Here is a 24270-nt window from a genome sequence, read left to right as displayed (position 1 = left end):
ATGGCTCGCCGGAAGAAACCCTCGCTCGCCGTCTGGAAGTTCGCCTCGTGCGATGGGTGCCAGCTCACCGTGTTGGACTTGGAGGACGAGTTGCTCGCGCTGGCGGACGCCATGCGCATCGCCTACTTCGCCGAGGCCACCAGCACGGCGCTGAAGGGGCCCTACGACGTGTCGCTCGTGGATGGCTCCATCACCACTCCCTCGGATGCCGAGCGCATCCGCGAGGTGCGGCGCGTGTCCCGGTACATGGTGAGCATCGGGGCGTGTGCCACGGCGGGCGGCATCCAGGCGCTGCGCAACTTCAAGGACGTGCGCGAGTTCCTCTCCACCGTCTATGCGAAGCCCGAGTACATCGAGACGCTGGCCACCTCCACCGCCATCGCGGACCACGTGCCGGTGGACTTCGAGCTGCGCGGCTGCCCCATCGACAAGCGGCAGTTGCTGGAGGTGCTCAGCGCCTTCCTCAACGGGCGGCGGCCCAACATCCCGGCCCACAGCGTGTGCGTGGAGTGCAAGTTGCGAGGCAACGTGTGCGTGATGGTGACGGGCACTCCCTGTCTGGGGCCGGTGACGCACGCCGGCTGCGGCGCGCTCTGCCCCACGTACCACCGCGGCTGCTACGGCTGCTTCGGGCCCATGGAGGCGCCCAATACGCCCTCGCTCGCGCGGGCCTTCCAGGCCGCGGGGCGCTCGGAGACGGAGCTCGTCCGCGCCTTCCGCAACTTCAACGCCAATGCCCCCGCCTTCCGCGAGGAGAGCGAGCGCCATGAAGACTGAGACGCGCACCATCGACGTGAACTACCTCACTCGCGTGGAGGGCGAGGCCTCGCTCACCGTCCGCCTGGAGGGTGACAAGGCCACGGACGTGCGCCTGGCCATCTTCGAGCCGCCCCGCTTCTTCGAGGCCCTGCTGCGCGGGCGCTCGTATCTGGAGGCACCCGACATCACCTCGCGCATCTGCGGCATCTGCCCGGTGGCGTACCTGACGAGCGCCTGTCTCGCCATGGAGGACGCGCTGGGCGTGACGGTGGAGGGGCCGCTGCGCGCGTTGCGCCGCCTGCTCTATTGCGGCGAGTGGATCGAGAGCCACGGGCTGCATGTCTTCCTGCTGCACGCACCGGACTTCCTCGGCTACCCGGACGCGCTTTCCATGGCGAAGCAGCACGGCGAGTGGGTGCAGCGGGGCCTGCGCATCAAGAGGGCGGGCAACACGCTACTGGCCCTCCTGGGCGGCAGGTCCATCCACCCCATCAACGTGCGCGTGGGTGGCTTCTACCGGGCCCCCACGCGGGCCGAGTTGGAGTCGCTCCTGCCCGAGCTGCGCTGGGGACGCGACGCCACCGCCGAGTCGCTGGAGTGGATGGCCCGCTTCCCTTTTCCGGAGCTCGAGCGCGCGTATGAGTTCGTTTCGCTGCGCCACCCGAGCGAGTACCCGATCGCCGGGGGGCGGGTGGTGTCCTCGGAGGGGCTGGACATCGACGTGCGCGAGTGGGACTCGCACTTCGTGGAGGAACAGGTGCCGTACACGCATGCGCTGCACGCGCGGCGCGTGGGGCGGGGTGCCTACCTGTGCGGCCCGCTGGCCCGCTTCAACCTCAACTTCGATCGGCTGCACCCCTCGGTGCAGGAGGCCGCCCGCCGCGCGGGGCTGTCCGTGCCGTGCCGCAATCCCTTTCGCGCGCTGCTCGTGCGGTTGGTGGAGATGCTCCAGGCCTTCACCGAGGCCCTCCGCCTCATCGAGGAGTACATGGAGCCCACCGTGCCCCACTTGGACACGCCGCCCCGCGCGGCCACGGGTTACGGTGCCTCCGAGGCCCCGCGAGGGCTGCTCTACCACCGCTACACGCTCGACGAGGAGGGCGTCATCCTGGACGCTCGTATCGTCCCGCCCACGTCCCAGAATCAGCTCTCCATCGAGGACGACCTGCGCGAGCTGGCGCCCCAGCTCGCTTCGCGGGCCCATGCCGAGGCCACCCGGCTCGCCGAGCAGGCCATCCGCAACCACGACCCGTGCATCTCCTGTGCGACGCACTTCCTCACCCTGAAGGTGGAGCGGGCATGAGCGGACGCGTGCGTGTCATCGGGCTCGGCCAGGCGGCGGCCGGTGATGATCAGGTGGGGCTCGCCGTCATCGAGCACCTGCGCTCGCTCGGGGCCCCCGAGCGTTTGGAGTTGCTGTTGGTGCCGGAGCCGAGCGCGCTCCTGCCCCTGCTGGAGACGCCGGCCCCGGTGGTGTTGGTGGACGCGGTGCTGGCGGCTCCTGCGGGCGAGGTGCTCGTGTTGGAGCCGGACGAGCTGGAGCAGCGGGGGCTCTCCACGATGTCGACGCACGGGCTCGGGGTGGCGCAGGCGGTGGCGCTGGCGCGGTTGCTGTCGCCCTCGGCGGTGTCGCCGTCCATCCGCGTCGTCGGGGTGAGCATCTCCCGGCCGGAGCGCTTCCGGCGGGGGCTCTCGCACGAGGTAGCCGCCGCCGTCCCGCGCGCCGCCGCGCAGGTCCTTCGTGCCGCCTCTTCCGACACAGGAGCGTCGCCATGCATGAGTCCACGCTAGCCCGGCAGGTGCTCGACACCGTCCTCCAGCGTTCCGTCTCCGAGGGGGCCTCGCGCGTGCGCGTGGTGCGGGGCTGGGTGGCGGAGACCGAGTCCCTGTCCGCCGAAAGCCTGTCGTTTCATTTCACCGCCCACGCCCGGGGCACGAGCGCGGAAGGCGCCCGGCTCCTGTTGGAACTCATCCACGTGGAGGCTCGCTGCCGGGCCTGTGGCCGCACCTATGCCCCCGAGCACCACCTCCTGCTGTGCCCCGGGTGCGGGAGCACCGATGGGGAGCAGCTTGGGCGGACAGGGCTTGCCATCACCTCCATCGAGGTCGAGTAGGGGATGGTGAGGCGGGCCATCACCGTGCACGGGGTGGTGCAGGGCGTGGGCTTCCGGCCCTTCGTCCATGCCGCCGCCACGGCCCGGGGGCTGGCCGGCTGGGTCCGCAACCGCGCCGATGGCGTCCGCATCGAGGTGGAGGGGCCCGCGCCCGCGGTGGAGGACTTCGTGAAGGCCCTCGCGTGCGAGGCTCCCCCCGCGGCCTGCCTCACGCGCGTCAACGTCTCCGAGGTGCCGCCCCGGCACGAGCACGCCTTCCTCATTCTCGACAGCGACCCGGACGCGCCTCCGCAGCCGACCGTGCCGGCGGACCTGGCCACCTGCCCGGAGTGTCTGGAGGAAGTGGCTGCGTTCGGAGAGCGGCGCTTCCGCTACCCCTTCACCAACTGCACGCGCTGTGGGCCGCGTTGGACGCTCATCGAGTCGCTTCCCTATGACCGGCCACGTACGTCCATGAAACGCTTCGTGCCCTGCGCGGACTGCGAGGCTGAGTACCGCGACCCCGGAGACCGGCGATTCCATGCCCAGCCCATCGCCTGCCCCACGTGTGGGCCGCGTGTGTCGATGCTCGCGTCGGATGGCTCGCGGCTCGCGGAGGACGACGCGGCGCTGCGGGGCGCGGCGGAGACGCTGCGCGAGGGCAGGGTGCTTGCCCTGCGGGGCCTGGGCGGTTTCCACCTCCTGGTGGATGCCACGAGCCCCGAGGCCGTGGCGCTCCTGCGCCAGCGCAAGCGCCGACCGGAGAAGCCCTTCGCGGTGATGTTCCCTTCGCTCCAAGTGCTGCGCTCGTGCTGCGAGGTATCCCCGGAGGAGGCCGCGGTGCTCACCTCGCCGGCGGCCCCCATCCTCCTGCTGCGCAGGCGCGCGTCCGGTGGAGCGGCGGTGTCCGTCGCGGAGACCGTGGCCCCTGGCAACCCATGGCTCGGTGCGTTGCTGCCGTATACGCCCCTGCACGGGTTGCTGCTCGAGGCGGTGGGCCGTCCCCTGGTGTGCACCAGCGGAAACCTCTCCGATGAGCCTCTCTGCATCGATTCGGAGGAGGCCCTGGCGCGGCTGCATGGGGTGGCCGACCGGTTCCTCATCCACGACCGGCCCATCGTCCGCCCCGTGGATGACTCCGTGGCGCGCCTGACGCCCGAGGGGCTCCAGGTGCTGCGGCGCGCCCGGGGGTACGCTCCCCTTCCGCTGCCACTTCCGGGGGCTCCGTGCCTGCTCGGGCTCGGCGGGCAGTTGAAGGGCACGGTAGCCCTGTGCGTGGGCGAGCAGGTGGTGGTGAGCCAGCACCTGGGGGACCTCGGTTCCCTCGAGGGCGCGCGGCTCCTGGAGCGGACGGTGGCGGACCTGCTGCGTCTTCTGGAGGCGCGCCCGGTGGCGCTCGCGTGCGACCTCCACCCGGACTACGCCTCCTCGCGGCTCGCCGAGCGACTCTCGGGCGAGTGGGGAGTGCCCCTCATGCGCGTGCAGCACCACCACGCCCACGTCGCGGCCTGCGTGGCCGAGCACGGGCTCTCGGGGCCGGTGCTCGGCCTCGCTTGGGATGGGGCCGGGCTCGGTACGGATGGCGCGCTGTGGGGCGGCGAGGCCCTTGTCGTCGAAGGAGCCGGGTTTCGCCGCGTGGCGCACCTGCGTCCCTTCTCGCTGCCTGGAGGAGAGCGGGCCCTGCGCGAGCCGAGGCGGGCCGCGCTCGGGTTGTTGCACGAGGTGGATGGGGCCGGGGCTCTCATGCACCTCCGGGAGGCCTTCGCGGCGCGTGAGGGCGAGGTGCTCGTGGCGATGCTCGATCGGGGCCTCCAGTCCCCGAGGACCACCAGCATGGGCCGGCTGTTCGATGCCGTCGCCACGCTCTCGGGCATCCGCGCGCAGGCGGGCTTCGAGGGGCAGGCCGCCATGGCGCTCGAGTTCGCCGCGGGGGAAGGGGAGGAGGATCCCTATCCACTGCCCCTGGGCGACGGAGTTCCGGCCGTGGCGGACTGGGAGCCGCTCGTCCGGGCGCTCTTGAGCGACCGGACGCGAGGCGTCCCACCGCCACTCATGGCCGCCCGGTTCCACGCGGCGCTGGCCGTGCTCGCCGAGTCCATCGCGGTGCGCGTGGGCCTGCCGCGCGTGGTGCTCTCGGGCGGGTGCTTCCAGAACCTTCGCTTGCTGCGGAACGTCCAGGCACGGCTGCGCACGCGGGGCATCGAGGTGCTCTGGCCGCGGCAGTACCCCCCGAATGATGGGGGGCTCTCCCTGGGTCAGGTCGCGGTCGCGGCTCGCTGGTTCGAGGAGGAGCACGATGTGTCTCGGCATCCCCGGTGAGGTGCTCTCCACGGTGGACGGCCCGCTGCGCATGGGCCGGGTGGCCTTCGGCAAGGTCATCAAGGAGGTGTGTCTGGCCTATGTCCCCGAGGCCGCTCCAGGTGACTTCGTCGTGGTGCATGCCGGCTTCGCCATCAGCCGCGTCGACCCCGAGGGAGCGCGGCGCGTCTTCGCCTACCTGGAGGAGCTCGGAGAGACGGACGAGGTGCGCGAGGAGGAGCCGCGATGAGGTTCGTGGACGAGTACCGTGGCGCGGACGAGGCTCGGCGGTATGCGCGGGCGCTCCAGTCCCTGGTGACGCGGCCCTGGACGCTGATGGAGGTGTGTGGCGGTCAGACGCATGCCATCGTCCGCTTCGGCATCGACCAGATGCTGCCGCCGGAGCTCACGCTCCTGCACGGCCCCGGGTGCCCGGTATGCGTCACGCCGGTGGAGCTGCTGGACAAGGCCCTGGCCATCGCCTCGCGCCCTGGCGTGGTCTTCTGCTCGTTCGGCGACATGCTCCGGGTGCCCGGCTCGGGGAGGGACCTGTTCTCGGTGAAGGCCGGGGGCGGGGACGTGCGCATCGTCTACTCGCCCATGGATGCGCTGGCCCTGGCCGAGCGGCTGCCGGAGCGTGAGGTGGTCTTCTTCGCCGTGGGCTTCGAGACCACCGCGCCCGCCTGCGCCATGGCCGCCCACGAGGCCAGGCGGCGCGGGCTACGCAACTTCTCGCTGCTGGTGGCCCACGTCCTGGTGCCCCCGGCGATGGAAGCCATCCTCGCGGCACCTGGGCGGCGGGTGGACGGATTCCTGGCCGCGGGCCACGTGTGCACCATCATGGGCATGGAGGCCTATGAGCCCCTGGCCCACGCGTACCGCGTGCCCATCGTCGCCACGGGCTTCGAGCCGTTGGACCTGTTACAGGGCATCCACATGTGCGTGGCGCAGCTCGAGTCCGGCCGGGCCGAGGTGGAGAACCAGTACGCCCGCGCCGTGCGCCACACCGGCAACGAGAGCGCCCGGGCCATGCTGCGCGAGGTATTCGAGGTGGTGCCCAGGACGTGGCGGGGCATCGGTCCCATTCCGGCGAGCGGCCTGGGCCTTCGCGCCGCCTTCGCGGACTGGGACGCTGAGCGGAAGTTCGACGTGGCCTGCGTGGGAGGAGGCGAGGACGCCGGGTGCCGGAGCGGCCTCGTGCTCCAGGGTCAGCTCAAGCCCCCCGACTGCCCCGCGTTCGGCACTCGTTGCACGCCCGACACGCCGCTCGGCGCGACGATGGTGTCGTCCGAGGGCGCGTGCGCCGCCTACTACCGTTACCGGAGGTTCCAGCTCCCATGCCCGCCGACCCCGCCCTGAGCTGCCCCGTCCCGCTGCAGCGCCACACCACCGTGCAACTCGCTCACGGTGGGGGAGGGCGCCTCATGCGCCAACTGCTCGAGGAGCTCTTCCTGGAGGCCTTCCGCTCTCCGGCCCTCGCCGAGCGCCATGACGGCGCCGTGGTACCGCTCGGAGGGGAGCGGCTGGCCTTCACCACGGACTCCTACGTGGTGACGCCCCGCTTCTTCCCGGGCGGGGACATCGGGAAGCTCGCCGTCTACGGCACGGTGAACGACCTGGCCATGGCCGGCGCGAAACCCATGTACCTGAGCGCGGGCTTCATCCTCGAGGAGGGGCTGTCGCTGGACGAGCTGCGCCGGGTGGTGGCCTCCATGCGCGAGGCCGCGCGGGAGTGTGGTGTGGAGATCGTCACGGGTGACACCAAGGTGGTGGACAAGGGCAAGGCGGACGGGCTCTTCATCAACACCTCGGGCGTGGGCCGTGTCTCCGAGGGCGTGTCCGTCCACCCCCGGCGCGTGAGACCTGGAGACGCGGTGCTCGTCTCGGGAGACGTGGGGCGGCACGGCATCGCGGTGCTCTCGGTGCGCGAGGGGCTCGCGTTCGAGACACCCGTGGTGAGTGATTGCGCCTCGCTCGCCCCGCTGGTGGCGGCACTCTTGGAGGCGGGCGTGGAGGTGCACTGCCTGCGCGATACCACGCGCGGAGGGCTGGCCACCGCGCTCAACGAGATCGCGCTCGATGCCGGAGCAGGCATTGTCGTGGACGAGCCCGCCGTGCCAGTGGACGAGGCCGTGGCGGGGGCCTGTGAGCTGCTGGGGTTGGAGCCGCTCTACGTGGCCTGCGAGGGCCGCATGGTGGCCTTCGTCCCCGAGCCCCAGGCGGAGCGGGCAATCGAGGTGCTGAGACGTCACCCCCTTGGGGGCGGGGCCGCGCGCATCGGCCGCGTCACCGAGGGGCCCGCGGGCATGGTCTCCCTGCGGACGCGGCTCGGGGGGCAGCGGCTGTTGGACCTGCTCTCTGGAGAGCAGCTCCCGCGCATCTGCTGAGCGCCGGAGAGAAAGAAGCCGGAGCGATGCCTCAGTGACGCTGCTTGCCACCCGGGCTACCTGGCGGGGGCTCGGTTTCACCGGAACAAGGGAGCCTCCATGGGCTTGCGCGGGGTGAGACAGCACCGTGTCTGTGTTTGGTATGAACTGTCGTGAGGGATGGAAATGTGTATCGGTTCTTGGCTGAACCGAATGCCCCTCCCAACGTTCGGCTTTGGATGCGAGAGGTGATGAGCACCCTTGCCTTGTCTTGACGAGGGGGAGACATCATGAGGCGTGGAAGCATGGGACGGGTGCTGCAGCAGTGGAGGCAGGTGGTGGTGGTGACGATGCTCGCGCGGGCGTTGGGAGGCTGCTCGGAGGCGGTGGCATCGGAACCGGCGGAGCAGGAGGAGTCTGTGTCCGCGCAGTGGAACACCGGGAATCCGCTCTCGTGCGCTGACATCCGGCCGGAGGAGCTCGGCCCGAGCAGGAGCTTCATCACCCAGGCCCTGAGCCGGGAGGCGGCCTGTGGCCCGGGCACCGGAGATGGTTCCGGCTCCCTGGCGCTGCGCAACGACGGTCCGTTCGGTGTGGTGGCCTGGACGCTCGTCTCGTCCAAGGGAGTGCCTTTCGGAGTGACGTTGCTGGGGGGCGACTTCGGTTCCGAGCTCCTTCCCCAGCGCCAGGGGTTCGACCTCCGCATCAACCACTTTCCCGCCGCCACGGAGCTGCAGGCGTACACCTCCAAGGGCGAGTTCCTGCGTCGGACCTCGTTTCTTCCGGAGCCCATCGAGGTCTCGGCTGCGGCCGTGGATCCCTTCGGTGGCACCGTGGCCGCATGGTGGAGCGGCGCGGGGGGAGATGGCCAGAGCTGGAACCTGTGGGTCCAGTCCTTCGATGAGAAGGGCAGCCCGGCCACCGCGCCTCGTCTCGTGCAAACGCTCCACGCCAGCGAGGCCCCTCTCATCCTCATTGGGGTCGACCAGCGGGGGCGCAGGCTCGTGCTGTGGCGCACGCGTGAGAGCGGCGTCTGGACGGGGCAGTGGCTGAGACAGGATGGGTCGGCACGCACGCGGCCCTTCGCCGCAGCGGAGGATCCGGCTCCTTCCGATTTCCTCTCGGGGCAGCTCCAGCCGCTGGTGGGAGAAGGCCTGGTGCTCCAGCTCGGTGGCCAGTGGGTCCGGCAATTCCCCAGTGGCGAGCCCACCGCCCTGCCGGCCCCGGACTGGCTGGCGGCCAACCCCGGCTCCGACCTGACCCTCATCCGCCACGAGGGTGCCTACGCCCTCGTGCTTCCGCCCACGTTCATCGAGGGCTCGGGCTGCCAGGAACGCGTGCGCCTCTTCACCAGCACCGGGGAGTCGTGTGGTGACCTCGTCCTCCCCTTTGGCGGGAGTACCTGTTCGGATCGGCATCTCGGCATCACGCTGGATGGGACGGTCATCCAGCAGATAGAGCTGAACATCCCCGCCAATGACCAATGCGCCTGGCGCTGGTGGCCCAGGCTGTTGCGGTAGGCGCGGCGGACCGCCCCCTCAACCCGTGGCATAGCGGCGGAAGAACCAGCGTTTGAGGAGCTCGGCCAGCAGCAGGTAGCCCGTGACCAGCATGGCCAGCGCTCCGAGCAGCGCGGGGGGAGGGGGCTCGAAGCCGAACCAGGCGCCCGGTGGTGTGAAGGGCAGCACGTTGGCCACCACCACCGCGCCGAGCGAGCTGGCCACCAGCCACCGCGAGGGGCGGCTGCGCAAGGGATTGCGGCGGGTGCGGATGACGAAGATGACGAGCACCTGCGTGGTGAGCGACTCCATGAACCAGCCCGTCTGGAAGAGCGGCTCGTGCGCGTGGAAGAGCAGCAGCAGCACGCCGAAGGTGGCCGCGTCGAACAGCGAGCTGAGCGCGCCGAACACCGCCATGAAGTGCCGCACGAAGCGCAGGTCCCACCGGGTGGGCCGCTCCAGTTGCTCCGCGTCCACCTCGTCCAGGGGAATGGCCAGCTCCGACACGTCATAGAGGAGGTTGTTGAGCAGGATTTGAATGGGGCGCAGGGGGAGGAACGGCAGCAGCATCGACGCTCCGGCCATGCTCAACATGTTGCCGAAGTTGGAGCTGGTCCCCATGCGGATGTACTTCATCACGTTGCCGAAGGTGCGCCGGCCCTCGAGGATGCCGTCGTACAGCACGGCCAGGTCGTGGCGCAGCAGCAGCAGGTCCGCCGCCTCGCGCGCCACGTCCACGGCGCCGTCCACGGAAATCCCCACATCCGCGGCGTGCAGCGAGGGCGCGTCGTTGATGCCATCGCCCAGATAGCCCACCACGTGCCCGCGCTGGCGCAGCGCGCGGATGACACGGCTCTTCTGTCCCGGGGAGACGCGGGCGAAGAGCATGGTGCGCTCGGCGCGGATGCGCAGTGCGGGGTCGTCCAGCGTCCCCACCTCCGCGCCAGTGAGTATCCCCTCCACCTCCAGCCCGAGCTGGCGGCAGACGTGGAGCGCCACCCGCTCGTTGTCGCCCGTCACCACCTTCACCTTCACTCCCGCGCGGATGAGGGCCTCCAGCGCGGGCCGCGCGCTCTCCTTCGGGGGATCGAGGAACGCGGCGAAGCCGGCGAGCACCAGCTCCGCCTCGTCTCCCAGGTGGGCCACCTGCATGTCCGGGGCCTCCTCGCGCCAGGCCACCGCCAGCACCCGGAAGCCCTCGGCCCCCAGGGCCTCGAAGCGCGCCCGCACCCGGGCCCGCACCTCCGCGTCCAGCTCGCGCGGCCCCTCGTCCAGCGCGTACCGGGTGCAGCAGGCCAGCACGTCCTCGGGCGCCCCCTTCACCACCAGCACCCGGCGGCCCTCGTGCTCCAGCAGCACGGACACCCGCCGCCGCTCGAAGTCGAAGGGCACCTCGTCCACCTTGTGCCAACCCCGGGCGTCCACCTCCTCGTGTGCGAGGATGGCCTCGTCCATGGGGTTGCGCAGCCCGGACTCGAAGTGGCTGTTGAGCCAGGCCCACCGCAGCACCTGCTCGCTCTCGCGCCCCAGGGCGTCCTCGTGCCGCTCCAGGCGGATGCGGGCCTCGGTGAGGGTGCCCGTCTTGTCCGTGCACAGCACGTCCATGCTGCCCAGGTCGTGCACCGCGCTCAGCCGCTTGACGATGACCTGCCGTGCCGCCATCCGCATCGCCCCGCGCGCGAGCGTCACCGAGAGCACCATGGGCAGCAGCTCGGGCGTCAGTCCCACGGCCAGCGCCACCGCGAAGAGGAAGGACTCCACGAGCGGGCGGCGCGCGTACACGGCCACCAGGAGCACGAAGAGCACCAGCAGCACCGTCAGCCGCATCAGCATCAGGCCGAAGTGGCGCGTGGCCCGCTCGAAGGCGGTGGAGGGGGTGGGCTCGGCGAGGGCGCGGGCGATGTCCCCCACCGTGGTGTGGGTGCCCGTGGCGAAGACGACCGCCCGCCCCGTGCCGCTGACGACCGAGGAGCCCATGAAGACGGCGTTGCGCGCCTCCGACGGCTCCGTCCCCTCTGGGGCCTCTCCCGGTTGCTTCTCCACCGGGTAGGACTCGCCCGTGAGCAGGGACTGGTTGACGAACAGGTCGCGCGCCTCCAGCAGCCGGGCATCCGCCGGCACCAGGCTGCCCGCCGACAGCAGCACCACGTCCCCCGGGACGAGCTCCCGGGCCGGTACCTCCCGCTCGGCGCCGTCCCGCATCACGGTGGCCTTCAGGGCCACGGAGCTCCGCAACCGTTCCGCTGCGTCGTCCGCGCGCCGCTCCTGGAGGAAGTCCAGCGTCACGCTCATGAGGACGATGCCGATGATGATGGCGGAGCTCGTCAGCTCGTGTGTGAGCAACGACACCCCGCTGGCCACCAGCAGCACCAGTACGAGGGGATTGGCGAAGCGCTCGAGGAGCGCCCTCCACGCCGGGCGCCGGAGGTGCTGCTCGGGGGTGTTGGGCCCGTGGCTCGCGAGCCGCTCCCGGGCCTCCGCTTCCGTCAGGCCCTCGGACGAGCACGTCAGCCGCGACAGGAGGGCCTCCCGTGTTCCGCACCAGGCCGGCGACTCCTCCGGGCGCGTTGCGAGACTCCGATGTCTCATGTCCGGCTCCACGGACCTCGTTCGGGGAGGCTCATGCCCCTCATAATAAGAGGGGGGCAGCCGGGCTGCCCTGCCCCACGGTGCCACTCACTATCGGATGGCCCGCTGTCGTGAGGGCGGTGCTCGCATCTCTCCCGAACCCGCCGTGGCAATGTCTGGGAATGCTTTGCCCGTGGATGGCGGGCGCGACCAGGGACAGTGGTGAATGGAATGCAATGATTCCAGACCCCCGGGTCATGGCCGGGAGTTGGGCCGGTAGCAGACATTGTGTGCCTCATGCACCCACTTCCATCGTCTGCGCTGTGTCAGTCCGGCCGTATCCTGTCCGTGGTCGTGCTCGCGGGCCTCCTCTTCGGGGCCTGTGTCTGGAGCCCAGACCCACCGGGGGACACTCCCCCCTGGAAGGGCCGGGACGACCTGGGGCCTGGCCCGACCGTCATCCCTCCCGGCTCGACGATCGTCACCTTCTCCTTCGCGGATACGGTCAGCAACCAGGCCCGTGTCGGGGAGATCTTCAACAAATACGGGCTGCGAGCCACCTTCTACATGAGCAGTGGCCGCATCGGCCGCAGTGGCTATCTCACGTTGGACCAGATACGCGCGCTCGCGACGGCGGGCCACGAGATTGGCAGCCACACCGTCAACCATACGGATCTGGATACGGTCTCCATCGACGTGGCGCGCCGGGAGATCTGCGACGACCGTGCCGCCCTGATGAGCCTGGGGTTTCCCGTCACCTCGTTTGCGTACCCCTTCAGCTCGGACTCGCTCACGGCCCGGCAGCTCGTCATCGGGTGCAACTTCAACAACGCACGCGCCGTGGGCGGAATCCGCAACCCGGATGGCTGCTCGAGCTGCCCGGTGGCGGAGACGATTCCTCCCGCGGACCCGTTCCTCATCCGCACCCCCACCTCCGTGAAGAGCGACTGGACGCTCGCGGAACTGCAGAGCCTGGTGCTCCAGGTCGAGGCCGCGGGCGGAGGCTGGATGCTCATCTCCATGCATGGCGTCTGCCCGGGCTCGGCCACCTGCTCCGACACCTATGACATCCCCGAGACACGGCTGGATGAGCTCCTCGCCTGGCTCGCACCGCGCACCTCTCGGGGCACTTTCGTGATGACCACGCACGAGGTGGTCGGCGGGCCGGTGAAGCCCCCCTTGTGGAGCGATGGTGGGACGTTCCCGTTCGACGCGGGCACGCCGGACGCGGGCAGGCCGGACGCCGGAGCCGATGCCGGTGTCCCCGACGCGGGCACGGATGCCGGCGTTCCCGACGCGGGCAGGGATGCCGGTGTTCCTGACGCGGGCAGGGATGCCGGTGTTCCTGACGCGGGCACGGATGCGGGTGTTCCCGATGCAGGTACGGACGCGGGCACTCCAGTGGTCATCCCGCTACCCAACCCCTCGCTCGAGCTCGACAGCGACGGAGACAACGTGCCCGACTGCTGGAAGCGACAGAACCTCGGCACCAACTCGGGCGGTTGGTTGAGGACGACGGAGGCCCACACCGGCAGCTGGGCGCAACGGCCACGCATCAGCAGCTACACCAGCGGGGACCGGAGGTTGGTGGTGACTCAGGACACCGGTGCGTGCGCGCCAGCCGCGACGCCCGGGCGCTCCTACCGGGTGTCTGCCTGGTACAAGACCGACTCACGCGTTGCCTTCGTCGCCGCCTATCGCATCTCCACGGGCACCTGGGTCACCACATGGGCAGCGGGGCCGGACCTGCCCACGAGCCCCACCATCTATGTCCGGGGCGAGTGGGTAACACCGCCGTTGCCCCCGGGGGCCACGCACATCAGCGTGGGGCTGGCGCTGCGCGGGGTCGGGTTCGCCGTCATGGACGACTTCGTCCTGGAGCGGCTCGGGTCCACGCCCTTCGCGCCGGAGCGGGTGGACCCCGCTCCGCCGGATGACGCCGCCGGGCCGCGATTGCACGACGCGCAGCCGAGCGAGGAGAACGCTCCGATGGAGCGCGGGGACTGATGCCCCGCGGGTAGGCCTCGGTGGGCGACCGGTCCGGAGGGAGCCAGCCGCCTGCCGAGGCTCCCACCGGATGACGAGTGTTCCCCACACCGGCTGGGGAACGGGCTCCCTTCCCACGAAGATGGCGTCTACTCCACTGGCGCAGGGGTTTGTTCTTCCTCCGGCGGGAGGAGGCCCGTGACGGTTACCATCGTATGGCCCGCGACCGAGAACTCGCTGTCGAGCGTGCTCTTGAGCGAGAGCTGCCCGATGTCATCCATCACGGGCGCCTCGGGGCGGAAGGCGAAGCGATCCGCGAGCAGCACCTCGGGTCCTCCCGGAGAGCGGACCCACACGCTGTACCTCTGGGCGGGGAGATTGGCCAGGATGCGGATGTGGTAGGTGGTGTTGGCCGTGTAGGGCACGGAGGCGGCGGCGGCGTACCGGGTGCCGTTGAACGCGTCGATGAAGCCCGCCGGATTCAGGCGCAGGTGCATCGCCAGCTCGGAGCGCGACACGACGGTGGCGGAGCTGTCGGCGTAGCCGATGACGCCATCGATGTTATTGCTCCGGGGGGTCACGTCGAAGTCGATCATCTGGATGCCGGTGTGCCCGGGACCCAGGCTGCGCGTGCCCGCATAGAAGCCCGGCCGCGAGTACCAGACGCTGCCCGCGCTGCCCACGACGGTGTGGCCGGACACGCGGTACTCATTGTCGACGAAGCCGCTCTTGGTGACGACCTTTCCGAGGTCATCTATTGGAAGAGCGCCCGTGCGGAAGGCGAAGCGGTCCGCGAGGAGGGCCTCCGTGCCACCCGGTGGAGTCACCCAGACGCTGTACTTCTGGTCGGGGAGGTTGGCCACCATGCGGAAGTGGTAGGTGGAGAGGGCTGTGTAGGGCACCCGGTTGGTGAAGGAGTAGTCGGCTCCGTTGCGCACGTCGAAGAAGCCGCTCGAGTTCATGCGGATGAGCATGGAGAGCTGCGAGAAGGCGGTGACGGTGGTGGAGCTGTCCGCGTAGCCGATGACGGAGTCGAGCGGTGCATCCAGGGGCGTCACATCGAACTCCACCGTGACGATGCCGGTGTTTCCGCTGCCCAGCGAGTGCGTGGCCGCGGTGAAGTCGAGCTTCGAGTACCAATCGCTCGCGGAGGGAGGACGGGTCTGCCGCTGGAAGCGGCGCACGGCCTCGAGGAAGTAGTAGTCCCCGTAGATGAGATTCACATCCACCTCCTGGCCCGCGGGCAGGTTGCCCACGCCATGAAGGAGGAGCCCCGGGGTGGTGTCCGTCGCGTCCAGGTAGACCGGGGAGCTGAGCGAGTCGAGTATCCGCAGGGCCGTGTTCCAGTACAGCAACTGCTTGCTCGCGTCCGGCACATGGTTGCTCAGCTCCAGGAGCGCCGAGGCGACGATGGCGGCCGCGGAGGAGTCCTTGTGGAGGCTGGGCGCGTCGAAGTCCCAGTTGGGAACGGCGTCCGAGGGCAGCCGGCTCAGGTAGTAGTCGGTGACCCGCTGGGCGGCCTCCAGCATGCGCGGGTCATGCGTGTAGCGGTAGAGCAGCGTGAAGCCATACACGTTCCAGGCCTGCCCGCGGGCCCAGGTGGAGGTATTGGAATACCCCTGGTAGGTGCCTCGGAAGAGCTGGGCGCCGGTGTTCGGGTCGTAGTCCACGACGTGGAAGGTGCTCCCATCCGGGCGCACGATGTCCGCCAGGTCGCGCAGGGCATGGTTGAGCGCCATGTCGCGCCAGCCCACCTGTCCACCGTTCCGGGCGCCCCACAGGAGCAACTCCAGATCCACCATGGTGTCGGCGACCGTCGGCAGGTGCCAGTCCGGGTTCCAGTCACAGCAACTGATGATGTCGACCCGGGGATTGTAGCGGGAGGCCAGCGCGCCGGCCGCCGTCAGCAGCACCTGTTTGTAATAGGGATCTCCCGTCAGTTGGTACGCGAGCCCGTAGCTGGGCATGAACTTGAAGCCCAGGTCGTGCGTCTGCATGTTGCACTGCTGGACCTCGAGCGGCCGCGTCCAGGCCTCGGCCCGTGTCCTCCAGTCGGACGTGCGCGACTGCTCGTACAGCAGCCAGTTCTCGCCAGGGAAGAAGCCTTGTGTCCAGCCAATCATGTCGTTGGCGGGGACGAGCAGCCACGTCCCATCCGGCTGCGAGCTCTTGGGGTACTGGCCCACCGGAGTCATCGCCGCCGTCCGTGCCACCTTCCGCTTGGCAACCTGGATGACCCGTCCCGCCGCTGCTCCGTCGAAGGCGTCCGCCGGACTCGCCAGGAGCGCACAGAGAAGGCCCAACAACAGAAGAGCCCCAGGTCTTGATGCTACACGCCTGCTCATTGCGTCACCTCACTGAAGAAGAGGCGAGCAAGATGGCGTGTGCGGCCCCATCCGCCATTGGTCGGGTGGGAGGGAGAACGCCTACCCATGAACCCTAGCGCCACAGGGGCCGGGGTCCGATATCGGCGGCACAGCGGGTGGTGACAGGCGCGGCGTTCCGCGCAGCGTGCCAGGGCAATTGGGGCCGATGTCCACCCCTGTCTCGTCAAAGTCCTGGGTGTCGTTGCGGCAGGAACTGGTGACGAACTGCTCCAGTCCGCGCAGCGGCCAGTGGGCGCGGAGGATGTGCGCGTCTGAATCCTGGCGCGCCAGCACGCGCGGGCCGTCCGAGACGGTGCATCCGGGCGAGGGGTTGCAGTAGGAGATCGGCGGGCGGCAGGCGCCTTCCCATGACCACGAACAGGGGTTCATGCGCTCGAGCGCTGTGCCACCGACTCCGATGTTTCCCGGACCGGAGGAATGCACACTGTCAAGTGTGGGCGGATTTCTCGAGGAGGCACCATGACACTCCACTCCTCCGCAGGGGGCGGGAGCGAAGTTTCCACGCCGAACGCGGGCGCGGCCTCGGCCGCTGGTCGCCCCTTCTTCCCAGAGGGGTTCCGCGAGAGCGACGAGGCGGTCAACGGCACCCGGCTCCACGTCGTGCGCGGCGGGCAGGGCAGCCCCGTGGTGCTGCTGCACGGCTACACGCAGACACACCTCATGTGGTGGCGTCTGGCACCGGTGTTGGCCGAGAACCACACGGTCATCCTCCCCGACCTGCGAGGCACCGGCGAATCGGCCGCACCCGAGGATGGGTATGACAAGAAAACGATGGCTCGCGACGTGCGGGAGTTGGTGAGGAAGCTAGGGTTCGACCGGGTGTCGCTCGTGGGGCACGACATCGGGCTGATGGTGGCGTATGCCTATGCCGCCCAGTTCCCCCATGAGGTCGAGCGGCTGGTCCTCATGGATGCGTTCCTGCCTGGAATCGAGCCCTGGTCGGATCAGGTCATGCGAAGCCGCGACGTGTGGCACTTCTATTTCAACGGGCCCACGCCCGAGAAGCTGGTGCAGGGACGGGAGCGGATCTACCTTGATCACTTCTGGACCGACATGTCCGCCAACCCCGAGGCGGTCAGCGAGGCCGAGCGTCGGGCGTACACCGCGGCCTACTCGGCCCCCGGGCGCATCCACGCAACGTGGGGTTACTTCCGCGCGTTCGAGCAGGACAAGAAGGACTTCCGGGAACTGGCCCGGCAGAAGCTCCCGATGCCGGTGATGGTCATCGGCGGGGACAAGTCCCTGGGTGGGCCTCTCACCGCGCAGGTGCGCGCGGTGGCGACCCGGGTCGAGTCGCACATCCTGAAGGACACCGGGCACTGGGTCTCCGAGGAGCGTCCCGACGAAGTCCAGGCGCTGCTCGACACCTTCCTGGGGGAGGTGAGTCAGCAGCACCAGCTGCTACACTGAGTGTGTTGGAGGCGCTCGCGCGGGCCCGGCCACCCGAGAGCGCCAGCGCACGACGAGGGCCCCTCGCCGACGGATTGGAAACGGCCATGCTGTCCTCCTGGGGCGGAGCGCGGATCGGCCACCGTTGGCCGTGCGAGGGCTTCCGGCTGCGCCACCCCTGAACCCAGGCAGCAGGCGCCCGGGCGTGGAGCGGCGGGGATCCGAGCGGTTGCCACGCAGGTGGCGGCAGGCCCCACACCTCCTTACGTTCGACACCATGGGGCCTCCGGACGGATGCCCCAACACGGAGCGCGAGCCATGAAGAAGGCATGTTCACATCTGGAAGCGATTGGGCGTCACCGGACCGCTCCCGTCCACCCCAGCGGTCACGGATGTGTGGAGTGTCTGAAGACCGGAGGTGAGTGGGTCCACCTCAGACTGTGCTTGACGTGCGGGCACGTGGGCTGCTGCGACGACTCGCCGTCGCGCCACGCGACGAAGCACTTCCACGCCACCTCCCACCCCGTCATCAAGTCGTTCGAGCCTGGCGAGGACTGGGCCTGGTGCTACGAGGACGAGCAGGTCCTCGAGCGGATCCCCACCTACCCAGGCGAGTCGCCGCCAGTGCACTACGCGGCCCCCATGAGCGCGCCCTAGGCGTGCAAGAGGCCGAAAGCCGGATGCGCGCAACTCCATGTGTAGCTCGCGGAGCATGAATCCCGGCGCTCGCCCGGCGGGGCCAGTGCATGGCCTTACCCGCATCCCTAGCCTTCAAGGCTGGACGCCCCTGTGCCTTCGACGGTCCAGGGCCCTGCGGGGAGCGAGTCATGAGTGAGCACGACGACTATGTGAAGAAGATGGAGGCGGAGAAGCAGCGCCTGGACGCCCGGCTCGCCGAGGTCGAGGCCCAGTCCGACATCCAGAAGGCCGACGCCGAGTTGGAGGAGTTCACCGGCGTCCGGGAGCGGCGCGACACCTTCCACCGCAAGCTGGACGAGCTGCGCCAGAAGGGCAGCCAGGCCTTCGCACAACTGCGCGCCCGCGTGGACGAGGCCCATGACTCCTACGCGAATGACCTGGAGGCGGCGAGCAAGAAGGGCAAGGTGCTGCGTGGCACCTGGCAGCGCAAGCGCGAGGCCGAGCAGCGGGCGTTCGCGGCGCAGGTGGACCAGTGGGAGGCGTCTATCTCCCAGAGTAACGCGGAGAGCAGTCTGCTCACGCGCGAGGAGATTACGTTCCTGCGCCGCTCGCTGGACACCACTGGCCAGGTGCTCAAGCGCATGGTGGGCGCCAGCGACGAGGACTGGGGGCAGCTGCGACAGCAGTACGAAAACACCTGGAAGGAGCTGAATGAGCACGCGGACCGCATCCGCTCCAGCAGCGTGCAGGAGCAGCCCACGCCGCGGACGTGAGTCGAGCCGCGCGCCGTAGCTGCAAGGCTGGGGGGATGACGCTGGTGCTCCTCGATGACGGGGGCAGGTTCGTCAACGGGATCCCCTGAAGATGACGGGCTGGCGCGAAGACGGCGATCTTGTCGCCCCTGCGAACACTCCCCAGCTTCGAAATACAGGAGTGAACATCCTCAAGGAGGAGTGTCATGGCCATCGGCACACCGGGTTCTGACGTGAGCTCGCCGCGAGGGACGCGGCTTGGTTCGAGTATCTGGGGAGGCCCCTTCATCGTGGGCCTGCTGATCAGCCTGCTCGGTTTCTTCGCGCTGATCTCCGTGGGGATCGCCAGCCTGGCCACGGCCTTTTTCTATGGGGCGCTGCTGGTCGCCATGGGCATTGGGGAGATCGTCCACGCCTTTGGCGTCCGGAAGACCGGACCCTTCCTCCTCTACCTGTTGGGAGGAGTGCTCTCCATCGTCGTTGGAGTGCTGGTGCTGACCCGGCCCGACGCGGGGTTGGCGGCGCTGACACTCATGCTGGCCGGCTACTTCTTCGCCACCGGCCTGTTCCGCACCATCACCTCGCTGATGGACCGCTATCCTCGCTGGGGCTGGGACTGCGTCGACGGCATCGTCAGCATGGCGCTGGGCTCCTTCATCACGGCCCAGTGGCCAAACTCCACCATCTGGGCCGTGGGCACCGTCGTGGGGGTGAGCCTGCTCAGCCGAGGGCTCGCCCTCATGGCGGACTCCCTGGCGGCACGGAGCGTGATCCGCGAGGCCACCAGCCCCTGAGTGCTCGGGTGAGCCCCCAAACGCCAGCCGTTCCGAAGAGCAGGCCCGGGGGCCTTCCTGCGGACCCTGCCCGGCGCCCCCACCGTGAGGGGCATCATGACCCCTCACCGCCCCCTCCACGTGCTCTTCCTGAGCATGAGCAACGCTGCTCGGAGCATCCTGGCCGAGTACCTGCTGCGCACCGTGGGACACGGTCGCTTCGAGACCTGGAGCGCGGGCGTGAGACCTCGAGCCGAGGCCCTGTGGCCTCCGTCGTCGGTGGCAAGGAGGGGCATCATGGCACCTGAAGGGTTCGCCGACTTTTTTCTGGCGAGTGCCGGAACCGGCGGTGCCTTCGTCGGGTTGCTCTTCGTCGCCATCTCGATTGGTCCGCATCGCACCTTCGGTGAGCTGGACCTCGCCGTCGGACCCCAGCAACACCTCGCCGAAGCCACATTGCTGACGCTGGTCAACGGCTTTGTGATCTCCAGCATCGCGCTGATTCCAGATGTCAATGTAGGGTGGTTCGCCCTCGTGATGGGAGTCGTCGGGGTCATCGTCTCCACCCGCCTCGTCCGGCTGTTCGCGCGCATCCATCGCCACGGACCTGAGCCCTACGCGCCCTGGAGGCATTTCTTGCGTGTCGGGAGCCAGAGCATGGTTGCAAGCATGGTTTTCGCCACTGAGGCCGTCCTCGGGCTACTCCTCATCCTCCATCCGGCGGATCGGGACACGTTCCGGTGGCTGGGGGTGACGATCATCGTGCTTTATACATCCGCGCTCTTCCGCGCGTGGACGCTGCTGGGCAATCCCCGATACGGGTTGAGCGGCTGGCTCAATCCGCTCCAGGACCAGACCGTTCAGCGCGATAAGGACGAACCATCTCGATGATGGGGGCTCGGTTGCCTCGAGGGTGAGCCCCCTTTCAATTACCAGTGGCCGAAATGAGCGCCACCATCGACGTACACGATGTCCCCCGTGACGGTCGCGGCGTCGGTCAGGTACATCACCGCATCCGTGATGTCCTTGACCGTCGAAAGCCGACCCATCGGAGATAGGCTCTCCAACACGTTCTTCGGAGTGCCCCGGTTGAGCGGCGTGTCGACTGCGCCGGGCGCGACGGCGTTTACGCGGATGCCGTCTTTCGCGTACTCCATCGCCAGGTGCTGGGTGACCGTCTCCAGACCGCCTTTGGTGATCATCGGCACCGCGGCCGGGACGCCCCGGATCGGGTTGCGTGCCAGGGCCGCCGTGATCGTGACGATGCTCCCGCCGGTCTGCTGCGCGAGCATTTGCTTGATGGCGAGTTGGGTGACGTACAGGAAGCCCCCGAGGTTCGTCGAGACGAGCGACTTGAAGTCCTCGGACGTGTAGGCCGTGAACGGCTTGGTGAAGAAGATGCCGGCGTTATTGACGAGCACGTCGATCGAGTGGAAGCGCGACAGCGCCGTCTCGACGATCCTGGCGGCGGTTGCCGGCTCGCCGATGTCGCCGTCCACCAGGGCGACCTGGCTGGAAGCCGCGACCTCGGTGGATTGGGTTGCCTTCCGGGAATTGGCGACGACGTTGAAGCCCCGTGCGACGAATGCTTTCACGACGCCCGCGCCGATTCCCTGCGAGGCTCCCGTCACGATGGCTGTTCTCGGTTGGCTGCTCATGGTTGTTTACCTTGAGAGGTCCTCTCGAATGGATCAGAAAGCCGCGTCCAGCACGATGCGGCAACGGGCCTTGCCAGATTCAAGCCGACGAAGGCCTCGTTGATCTTGCTCATCGGAGAGTGCGGCCGGACACGAGTTTCGATGGGGGGCTCGGCTCTGCGGGCGCCCACCCCGCTGCGGGTAGCGCATTCGCCCAACCAACCGCCCACGCAGGCGTTGCGCTTGTCCGCGTTGCGCTGGCTTGCGAACCTGGGCAGTTGACCGAGCGTCGGAGCCGTCGGTCAACCGCGCTGCAGCGGAGCTCGCGCCACGTGGTCGCTCAGGAATGGACGAGGATGCCTCCCGAGGCACAATGTAGAGGCGGAGTCTCACAGGAGGGAATGCATGACCCGATTCAACGCCTGGAGCCGTCTCGCGTCGTTACTCGGAATCGAGCATCCCATCATCCAGGCTCCGATGGCGGGGGGCGCCACGACTCCAGAGTTGGTCGCCGCCGCGTCGAACGCGGGAGGGCTGGGCTCGACGGGCGCCGCGCTCATGGAGCCCGAGGACATCGTGAAGCACTCGCGGCGGGTGCGCGAGCTGACGGACAAGCCCTTCGCCATCAATCTCTTCGCGCCCCTGCCCGCGCCGGGCGAGGTGGCCCCGGGCCGCATGCTCGCGGCGCTGGCGCGCTACCATGAGGAGCTCGGGCTCGCGCCGCCGCAGCCGCCGAAGTCGCCCCTGCCGCCTTTCGACGAGCAGGTGGACGCCGTGGCGGAGAGCGGGGCGCGCGTCTTCAGCTTCACCTTCGGGATTCCGTCCGCCCCGGTGCTCGAGCGGCTGAGGGCGCGAGGAATGTTGCTCGCGGGGACGGCGACGACGGTGCGCGAGGCGAAGCTGCTGGAGGCGGCGGGCGTGGACGTGGTGGTGGCGCAGGGGGCCGAGGCCGGTGGCCACAGGGGCACCTTCGCGGGGCCCTTCCAGGCGGCACTGGTAGGCACGATGGCGCTGGTGCCCCAGATGGTGGACGCCGTGAAGCTCCCCGTGGTGGCGAGTGGAGGCATCATGGATGGACGGGGAATCGCCGCCGCGCGGGTGCTCGGGGCGAGTGGCGCGCAGCTCGGCACGGCATTCCTGAGCTGCCCCGAGTCGGGTATCGCCGCCTTCTACAAGGCCGCGCTCCGCGAGGCGCACGACGACTCGACGGTGGTGACGCGGGCCTTCTCCGGCCGTCCGGCGCGGGGGCTCGCCAACGCCTTCACGGAGGCCATCGGGGACTCCGAGGACATCCTCCCGTTCCCGCTCCAGCACGCGGCGACGACGCCCCTGCGAAGTGCCGCGTCGGCCCGGGGCGATTCGCGCTTCATCGCGCTCTGGGCGGGCCAGGGCGCCGCGCTGTCGCGAGGCCGCCCGGCGGGAGAGTTGATGCGGGAGCTCATCGCCGAGTCCGAGCGGCTCGGGTGAGCGAGAGTCGGCGCACCGCCACGGACTTCTTCCTCAATCGTCGAGGCCTATCAGGAAGAGATCATTGAGACCCTCCAGGGGCCACTCCTCATCCCCGACGATCAACGAGCCCGACCTGAAGCTGCCGAGGACGGCGGAACGGCCGTCCTTCGTCGCCACGAGGGAGGTGGGCTCGGCGAGGCTCGCGGGGAAGCCTCGTGTCCAGAGGGGCTTGCCGGTGATGCGGTCGTATTTGGCGACGAACAGGTTGCTGCTGCCCTCGCCCTTGCCCGGAAGCGAACCCAGGCCGAGATCGTCCCCCTCCTGGTAGGTACCCGTGACGACCACGCCGTCTCTCTGGTCCATGGCGACGCGCTCCCCAGAGAGGCCGAAGTTCCTCGCCCAGCGCTCCTCGCCCTCGCGGGTGTAGGCCACCAGGAAGGCATCATCCGGGATCGGTCTGTGCGTGTCCGAGGTGACGGTCTGTCCCCCGAAGGTGAAAGTGCCCGAGAACGTGCCGGTCAGGACGATCCGGTTGCCGTGTACCGCGACGTCGTGCGCCAGACCGCCTCCGGAGACTTGCAGGGAGCGCTCCCAGCGCAGGTGGCCGTCCGGCGAGAGCTGAAAGACGAAGGGGAGGCTGCCCACTCCGTCGGGGCTGATGCTCCCGCACAGCAGGATGTGGTCCTGGCTGTCCACGGCGGCGCCCAGTCCCTCGCCAAAGTCCGTCGAGTGGGCATAGGCCCACTGGCTCGCTCCTGCGGGGCTGAACCGGGCGACGAAGGGACTCGGACCAAAGAAGCCTTCAGCCGGGTCCGGCTTCGAGGAGATGCTCCCGCTTCCGAAGTCCACCACTCCGGTCAACCTGCCGGCCATGATGATGTTGTCGTGGCTGTCCGTCAGGAGATCGAACACGGAGAGGTTCCCGGGGTTGGCCTCGAACGAGTGCTTCCACAGCAGCCGCCCGTGACAGTCGAACTTCAACAGGTACTCTCCCTCCGTGACGGGGCCATCTCCGAAATCCACCTCCAGGGCACCGGCCACGATGAGGATGTTGCGCTTCGAGTCCACGGCGATGTTGCGGCCGGAGACACCCCCATCCACGCCGGGGCCAGGGCCGAAGACCTTCACCCACTCCAGGTGTCCCTTCTTCTGGTCATAGCGCGCGAGCGCGATCGCGGTGCTGGTCGGACCGCCCGGTGCCCTGACGACTCGCTCGCCCAGGTCGATGTTCCCGGTAAAGCTGTACAGCGCCAGGAGGTGAGCCTCCCCATCCTTGACGAGTGTCCCGAACTTCTCCGAGGGGGACTCTCCGGTGATGTGCCAGGCCCACCGGATGGCGCCGGTGAGCCCCCCCTGTTTGTGCGCCTGTTCCGTTTGCGCGAGCGGCTCGGACTCCTCGAGCGTCGGACTTCCGCACGCCGCGAGCCCCACCGCCCATAGCAGCGGCAGCACACCCGTGCTCCAGCTTCCGTGTCTCATGGTGTATCCCCCTCCGTCGTGCCGGGACCTTGCTCCCCGGCACAGCGCAACCGTGCGCACGCCGGGAGCCATTGCCTCTGTCCGACGGGAGGAGCACCGCGTCCACCCGGAGACGGAGCCGTGTCTCCCGAGGGTATTGGCACCTGAACCTTGCAACGTGTCAGCCCCTCTGTCGCCCGGCTTCCCGCGAGCCGCG

Annotated in this window: 21 protein-coding genes; 16 read left to right on the top strand and 5 right to left on the bottom strand. The window is 69.2% G+C overall.

Annotated features, from left to right (window positions below; genetic code table 11):
* The 9 genes from DAT35_RS16790 to DAT35_RS16750 all read left to right on the top strand — a co-directional run bounded on the left by DAT35_RS16790 (position 1) and on the right by DAT35_RS16750 (position 9036).
* The gene (locus tag DAT35_RS16790) at positions 1-777 is read left to right on the top strand and encodes an oxidoreductase (protein WP_108068051.1); all 777 of its coding nucleotides are present in this window, start codon (positions 1-3) and stop codon (positions 775-777) included.
* Positions 767-2062: a Ni/Fe hydrogenase subunit alpha gene (locus DAT35_RS16785; RefSeq protein ID WP_108068050.1), complete on the top strand. Its 1296-nt coding sequence runs from the start codon at positions 767-769 to the stop codon at positions 2060-2062. Before DAT35_RS16790 ends, DAT35_RS16785 begins: the two co-directional genes overlap by 11 nt.
* Positions 2059-2550, top strand: coding sequence for a hydrogenase maturation protease (locus DAT35_RS16780; RefSeq protein ID WP_108068049.1), 492 nt, complete (start codon positions 2059-2061; stop codon positions 2548-2550). Before DAT35_RS16785 ends, DAT35_RS16780 begins: the two co-directional genes overlap by 4 nt.
* The gene (locus DAT35_RS16775) at positions 2532-2873 is read left to right on the top strand and encodes a hydrogenase maturation nickel metallochaperone HypA (RefSeq protein WP_108068048.1); all 342 of its coding nucleotides are present in this window, start codon (positions 2532-2534) and stop codon (positions 2871-2873) included. The genes DAT35_RS16780 and DAT35_RS16775 overlap by 19 nt, the downstream gene beginning before the upstream one ends.
* Before the next feature lie 3 nt (positions 2874-2876).
* A complete protein-coding gene (gene hypF, locus DAT35_RS16770) occupies positions 2877-5171 on the top strand; it encodes a carbamoyltransferase HypF (RefSeq protein ID WP_108068047.1) in 2295 nt (764 codons plus the stop codon).
* Complete coding sequence (locus tag DAT35_RS16765; protein ID WP_108068046.1) at positions 5149-5400, top strand: HypC/HybG/HupF family hydrogenase formation chaperone; 252 nt, start codon at positions 5149-5151, stop codon at positions 5398-5400. Before hypF ends, DAT35_RS16765 begins: the two co-directional genes overlap by 23 nt.
* On the top strand, positions 5397-6509 hold the full coding sequence (gene hypD / locus DAT35_RS16760) for a hydrogenase formation protein HypD (RefSeq protein WP_108068045.1): 1113 nt from the start codon (positions 5397-5399) through the stop codon (positions 6507-6509). The genes DAT35_RS16765 and hypD overlap by 4 nt, the downstream gene beginning before the upstream one ends.
* Positions 6488-7537, top strand: a complete 1050-nt coding sequence (hypE, locus tag DAT35_RS16755) for a hydrogenase expression/formation protein HypE (RefSeq protein WP_108068044.1) — start codon at positions 6488-6490, stop codon at positions 7535-7537. The genes hypD and hypE overlap by 22 nt, the downstream gene beginning before the upstream one ends.
* A 269-nt stretch (positions 7538-7806) precedes the next feature.
* Positions 7807-9036 (top strand): hypothetical protein, encoded by a 1230-nt coding sequence (locus DAT35_RS16750; protein ID WP_146209746.1) that lies wholly within the window; start codon positions 7807-7809, stop codon positions 9034-9036.
* Positions 9037-9054: 18 nt separating this feature from the next.
* On the opposite strand, the gene mgtA is transcribed toward DAT35_RS16750, so the two are convergent.
* Positions 9055-11604: a magnesium-translocating P-type ATPase gene (gene mgtA, locus DAT35_RS16745; protein WP_108068042.1), complete on the bottom strand. Its 2550-nt coding sequence runs from the start codon at positions 11602-11604 to the stop codon at positions 9055-9057.
* 276 nt (positions 11605-11880) lie between these two features.
* Between mgtA and DAT35_RS16740 the strand changes: the two genes are divergently transcribed.
* Complete coding sequence (locus DAT35_RS16740) at positions 11881-13590, top strand: polysaccharide deacetylase family protein (protein WP_108068041.1); 1710 nt, start codon at positions 11881-11883, stop codon at positions 13588-13590.
* Between the two features lie 128 nt (positions 13591-13718).
* Here the strand turns inward: DAT35_RS16740 and DAT35_RS16735 are convergent, their stop codons facing one another.
* Together DAT35_RS16735 and DAT35_RS58175 are read right to left on the bottom strand one after the other, a co-directional pair.
* Positions 13719-15875, bottom strand: a complete 2157-nt coding sequence (locus tag DAT35_RS16735; protein ID WP_233261514.1) for a glycoside hydrolase family 88 protein — start codon at positions 15873-15875, stop codon at positions 13719-13721.
* Between the two features lie 120 nt (positions 15876-15995).
* Entirely contained in the window at positions 15996-16325 is a 330-nt protein-coding gene (locus DAT35_RS58175; RefSeq protein ID WP_146209745.1) for a hypothetical protein, read from the bottom strand.
* Between the two features lie 90 nt (positions 16326-16415).
* Here DAT35_RS58175 and DAT35_RS16730 point away from each other — a divergent pair, with 90 nt between their 5' ends.
* The 5 genes from DAT35_RS16730 to DAT35_RS16710 all read left to right on the top strand — a co-directional run bounded on the left by DAT35_RS16730 (position 16416) and on the right by DAT35_RS16710 (position 20400).
* On the top strand, positions 16416-17366 hold the full coding sequence (locus DAT35_RS16730; protein WP_108068039.1) for an alpha/beta fold hydrolase: 951 nt from the start codon (positions 16416-16418) through the stop codon (positions 17364-17366).
* Positions 17367-17639: 273 nt separating this feature from the next.
* Positions 17640-18002: a UBP-type zinc finger domain-containing protein gene (locus tag DAT35_RS16725; protein ID WP_369945791.1), complete on the top strand. Its 363-nt coding sequence runs from the start codon at positions 17640-17642 to the stop codon at positions 18000-18002.
* 170 nt (positions 18003-18172) lie between these two features.
* Positions 18173-18757 (top strand): hypothetical protein, encoded by a 585-nt coding sequence (locus tag DAT35_RS16720; RefSeq protein WP_108068037.1) that lies wholly within the window; start codon positions 18173-18175, stop codon positions 18755-18757.
* 185 nt (positions 18758-18942) lie between these two features.
* Complete coding sequence (locus DAT35_RS16715) at positions 18943-19530, top strand: HdeD family acid-resistance protein (RefSeq protein ID WP_108068036.1); 588 nt, start codon at positions 18943-18945, stop codon at positions 19528-19530.
* A gap of 276 nt (positions 19531-19806) precedes the next feature.
* Positions 19807-20400, top strand: a complete 594-nt coding sequence (locus DAT35_RS16710; RefSeq protein ID WP_146209744.1) for a hypothetical protein — start codon at positions 19807-19809, stop codon at positions 20398-20400.
* Positions 20401-20438: 38 nt separating this feature from the next.
* Here DAT35_RS16710 and DAT35_RS16705 read toward each other — a convergent pair whose 3' ends face one another.
* A complete protein-coding gene (locus DAT35_RS16705) occupies positions 20439-21167 on the bottom strand; it encodes an SDR family NAD(P)-dependent oxidoreductase (RefSeq protein ID WP_108068034.1) in 729 nt (242 codons plus the stop codon).
* 384 nt (positions 21168-21551) lie between these two features.
* Between DAT35_RS16705 and DAT35_RS16700 the strand changes: the two genes are divergently transcribed.
* Positions 21552-22613, top strand: coding sequence for a nitronate monooxygenase family protein (locus DAT35_RS16700; RefSeq protein ID WP_108068033.1), 1062 nt, complete (start codon positions 21552-21554; stop codon positions 22611-22613).
* Between the two features lie 33 nt (positions 22614-22646).
* On the opposite strand, the gene DAT35_RS16695 is transcribed toward DAT35_RS16700, so the two are convergent.
* Positions 22647-24074 (bottom strand): hypothetical protein, encoded by a 1428-nt coding sequence (locus DAT35_RS16695; RefSeq protein WP_146209743.1) that lies wholly within the window; start codon positions 24072-24074, stop codon positions 22647-22649.
* Between the last annotated feature and the right edge of the window lie 196 nt (positions 24075-24270).

Origin of the sequence: Vitiosangium sp. GDMCC 1.1324 (genome assembly GCF_003044305.1) — a bacterium.
Classification (GTDB): domain Bacteria; phylum Myxococcota; class Myxococcia; order Myxococcales; family Myxococcaceae; genus Archangium.
Note: the sequence above shows the minus strand (reverse complement) of the source record. Positions and strands in the feature narration are given on the sequence as shown.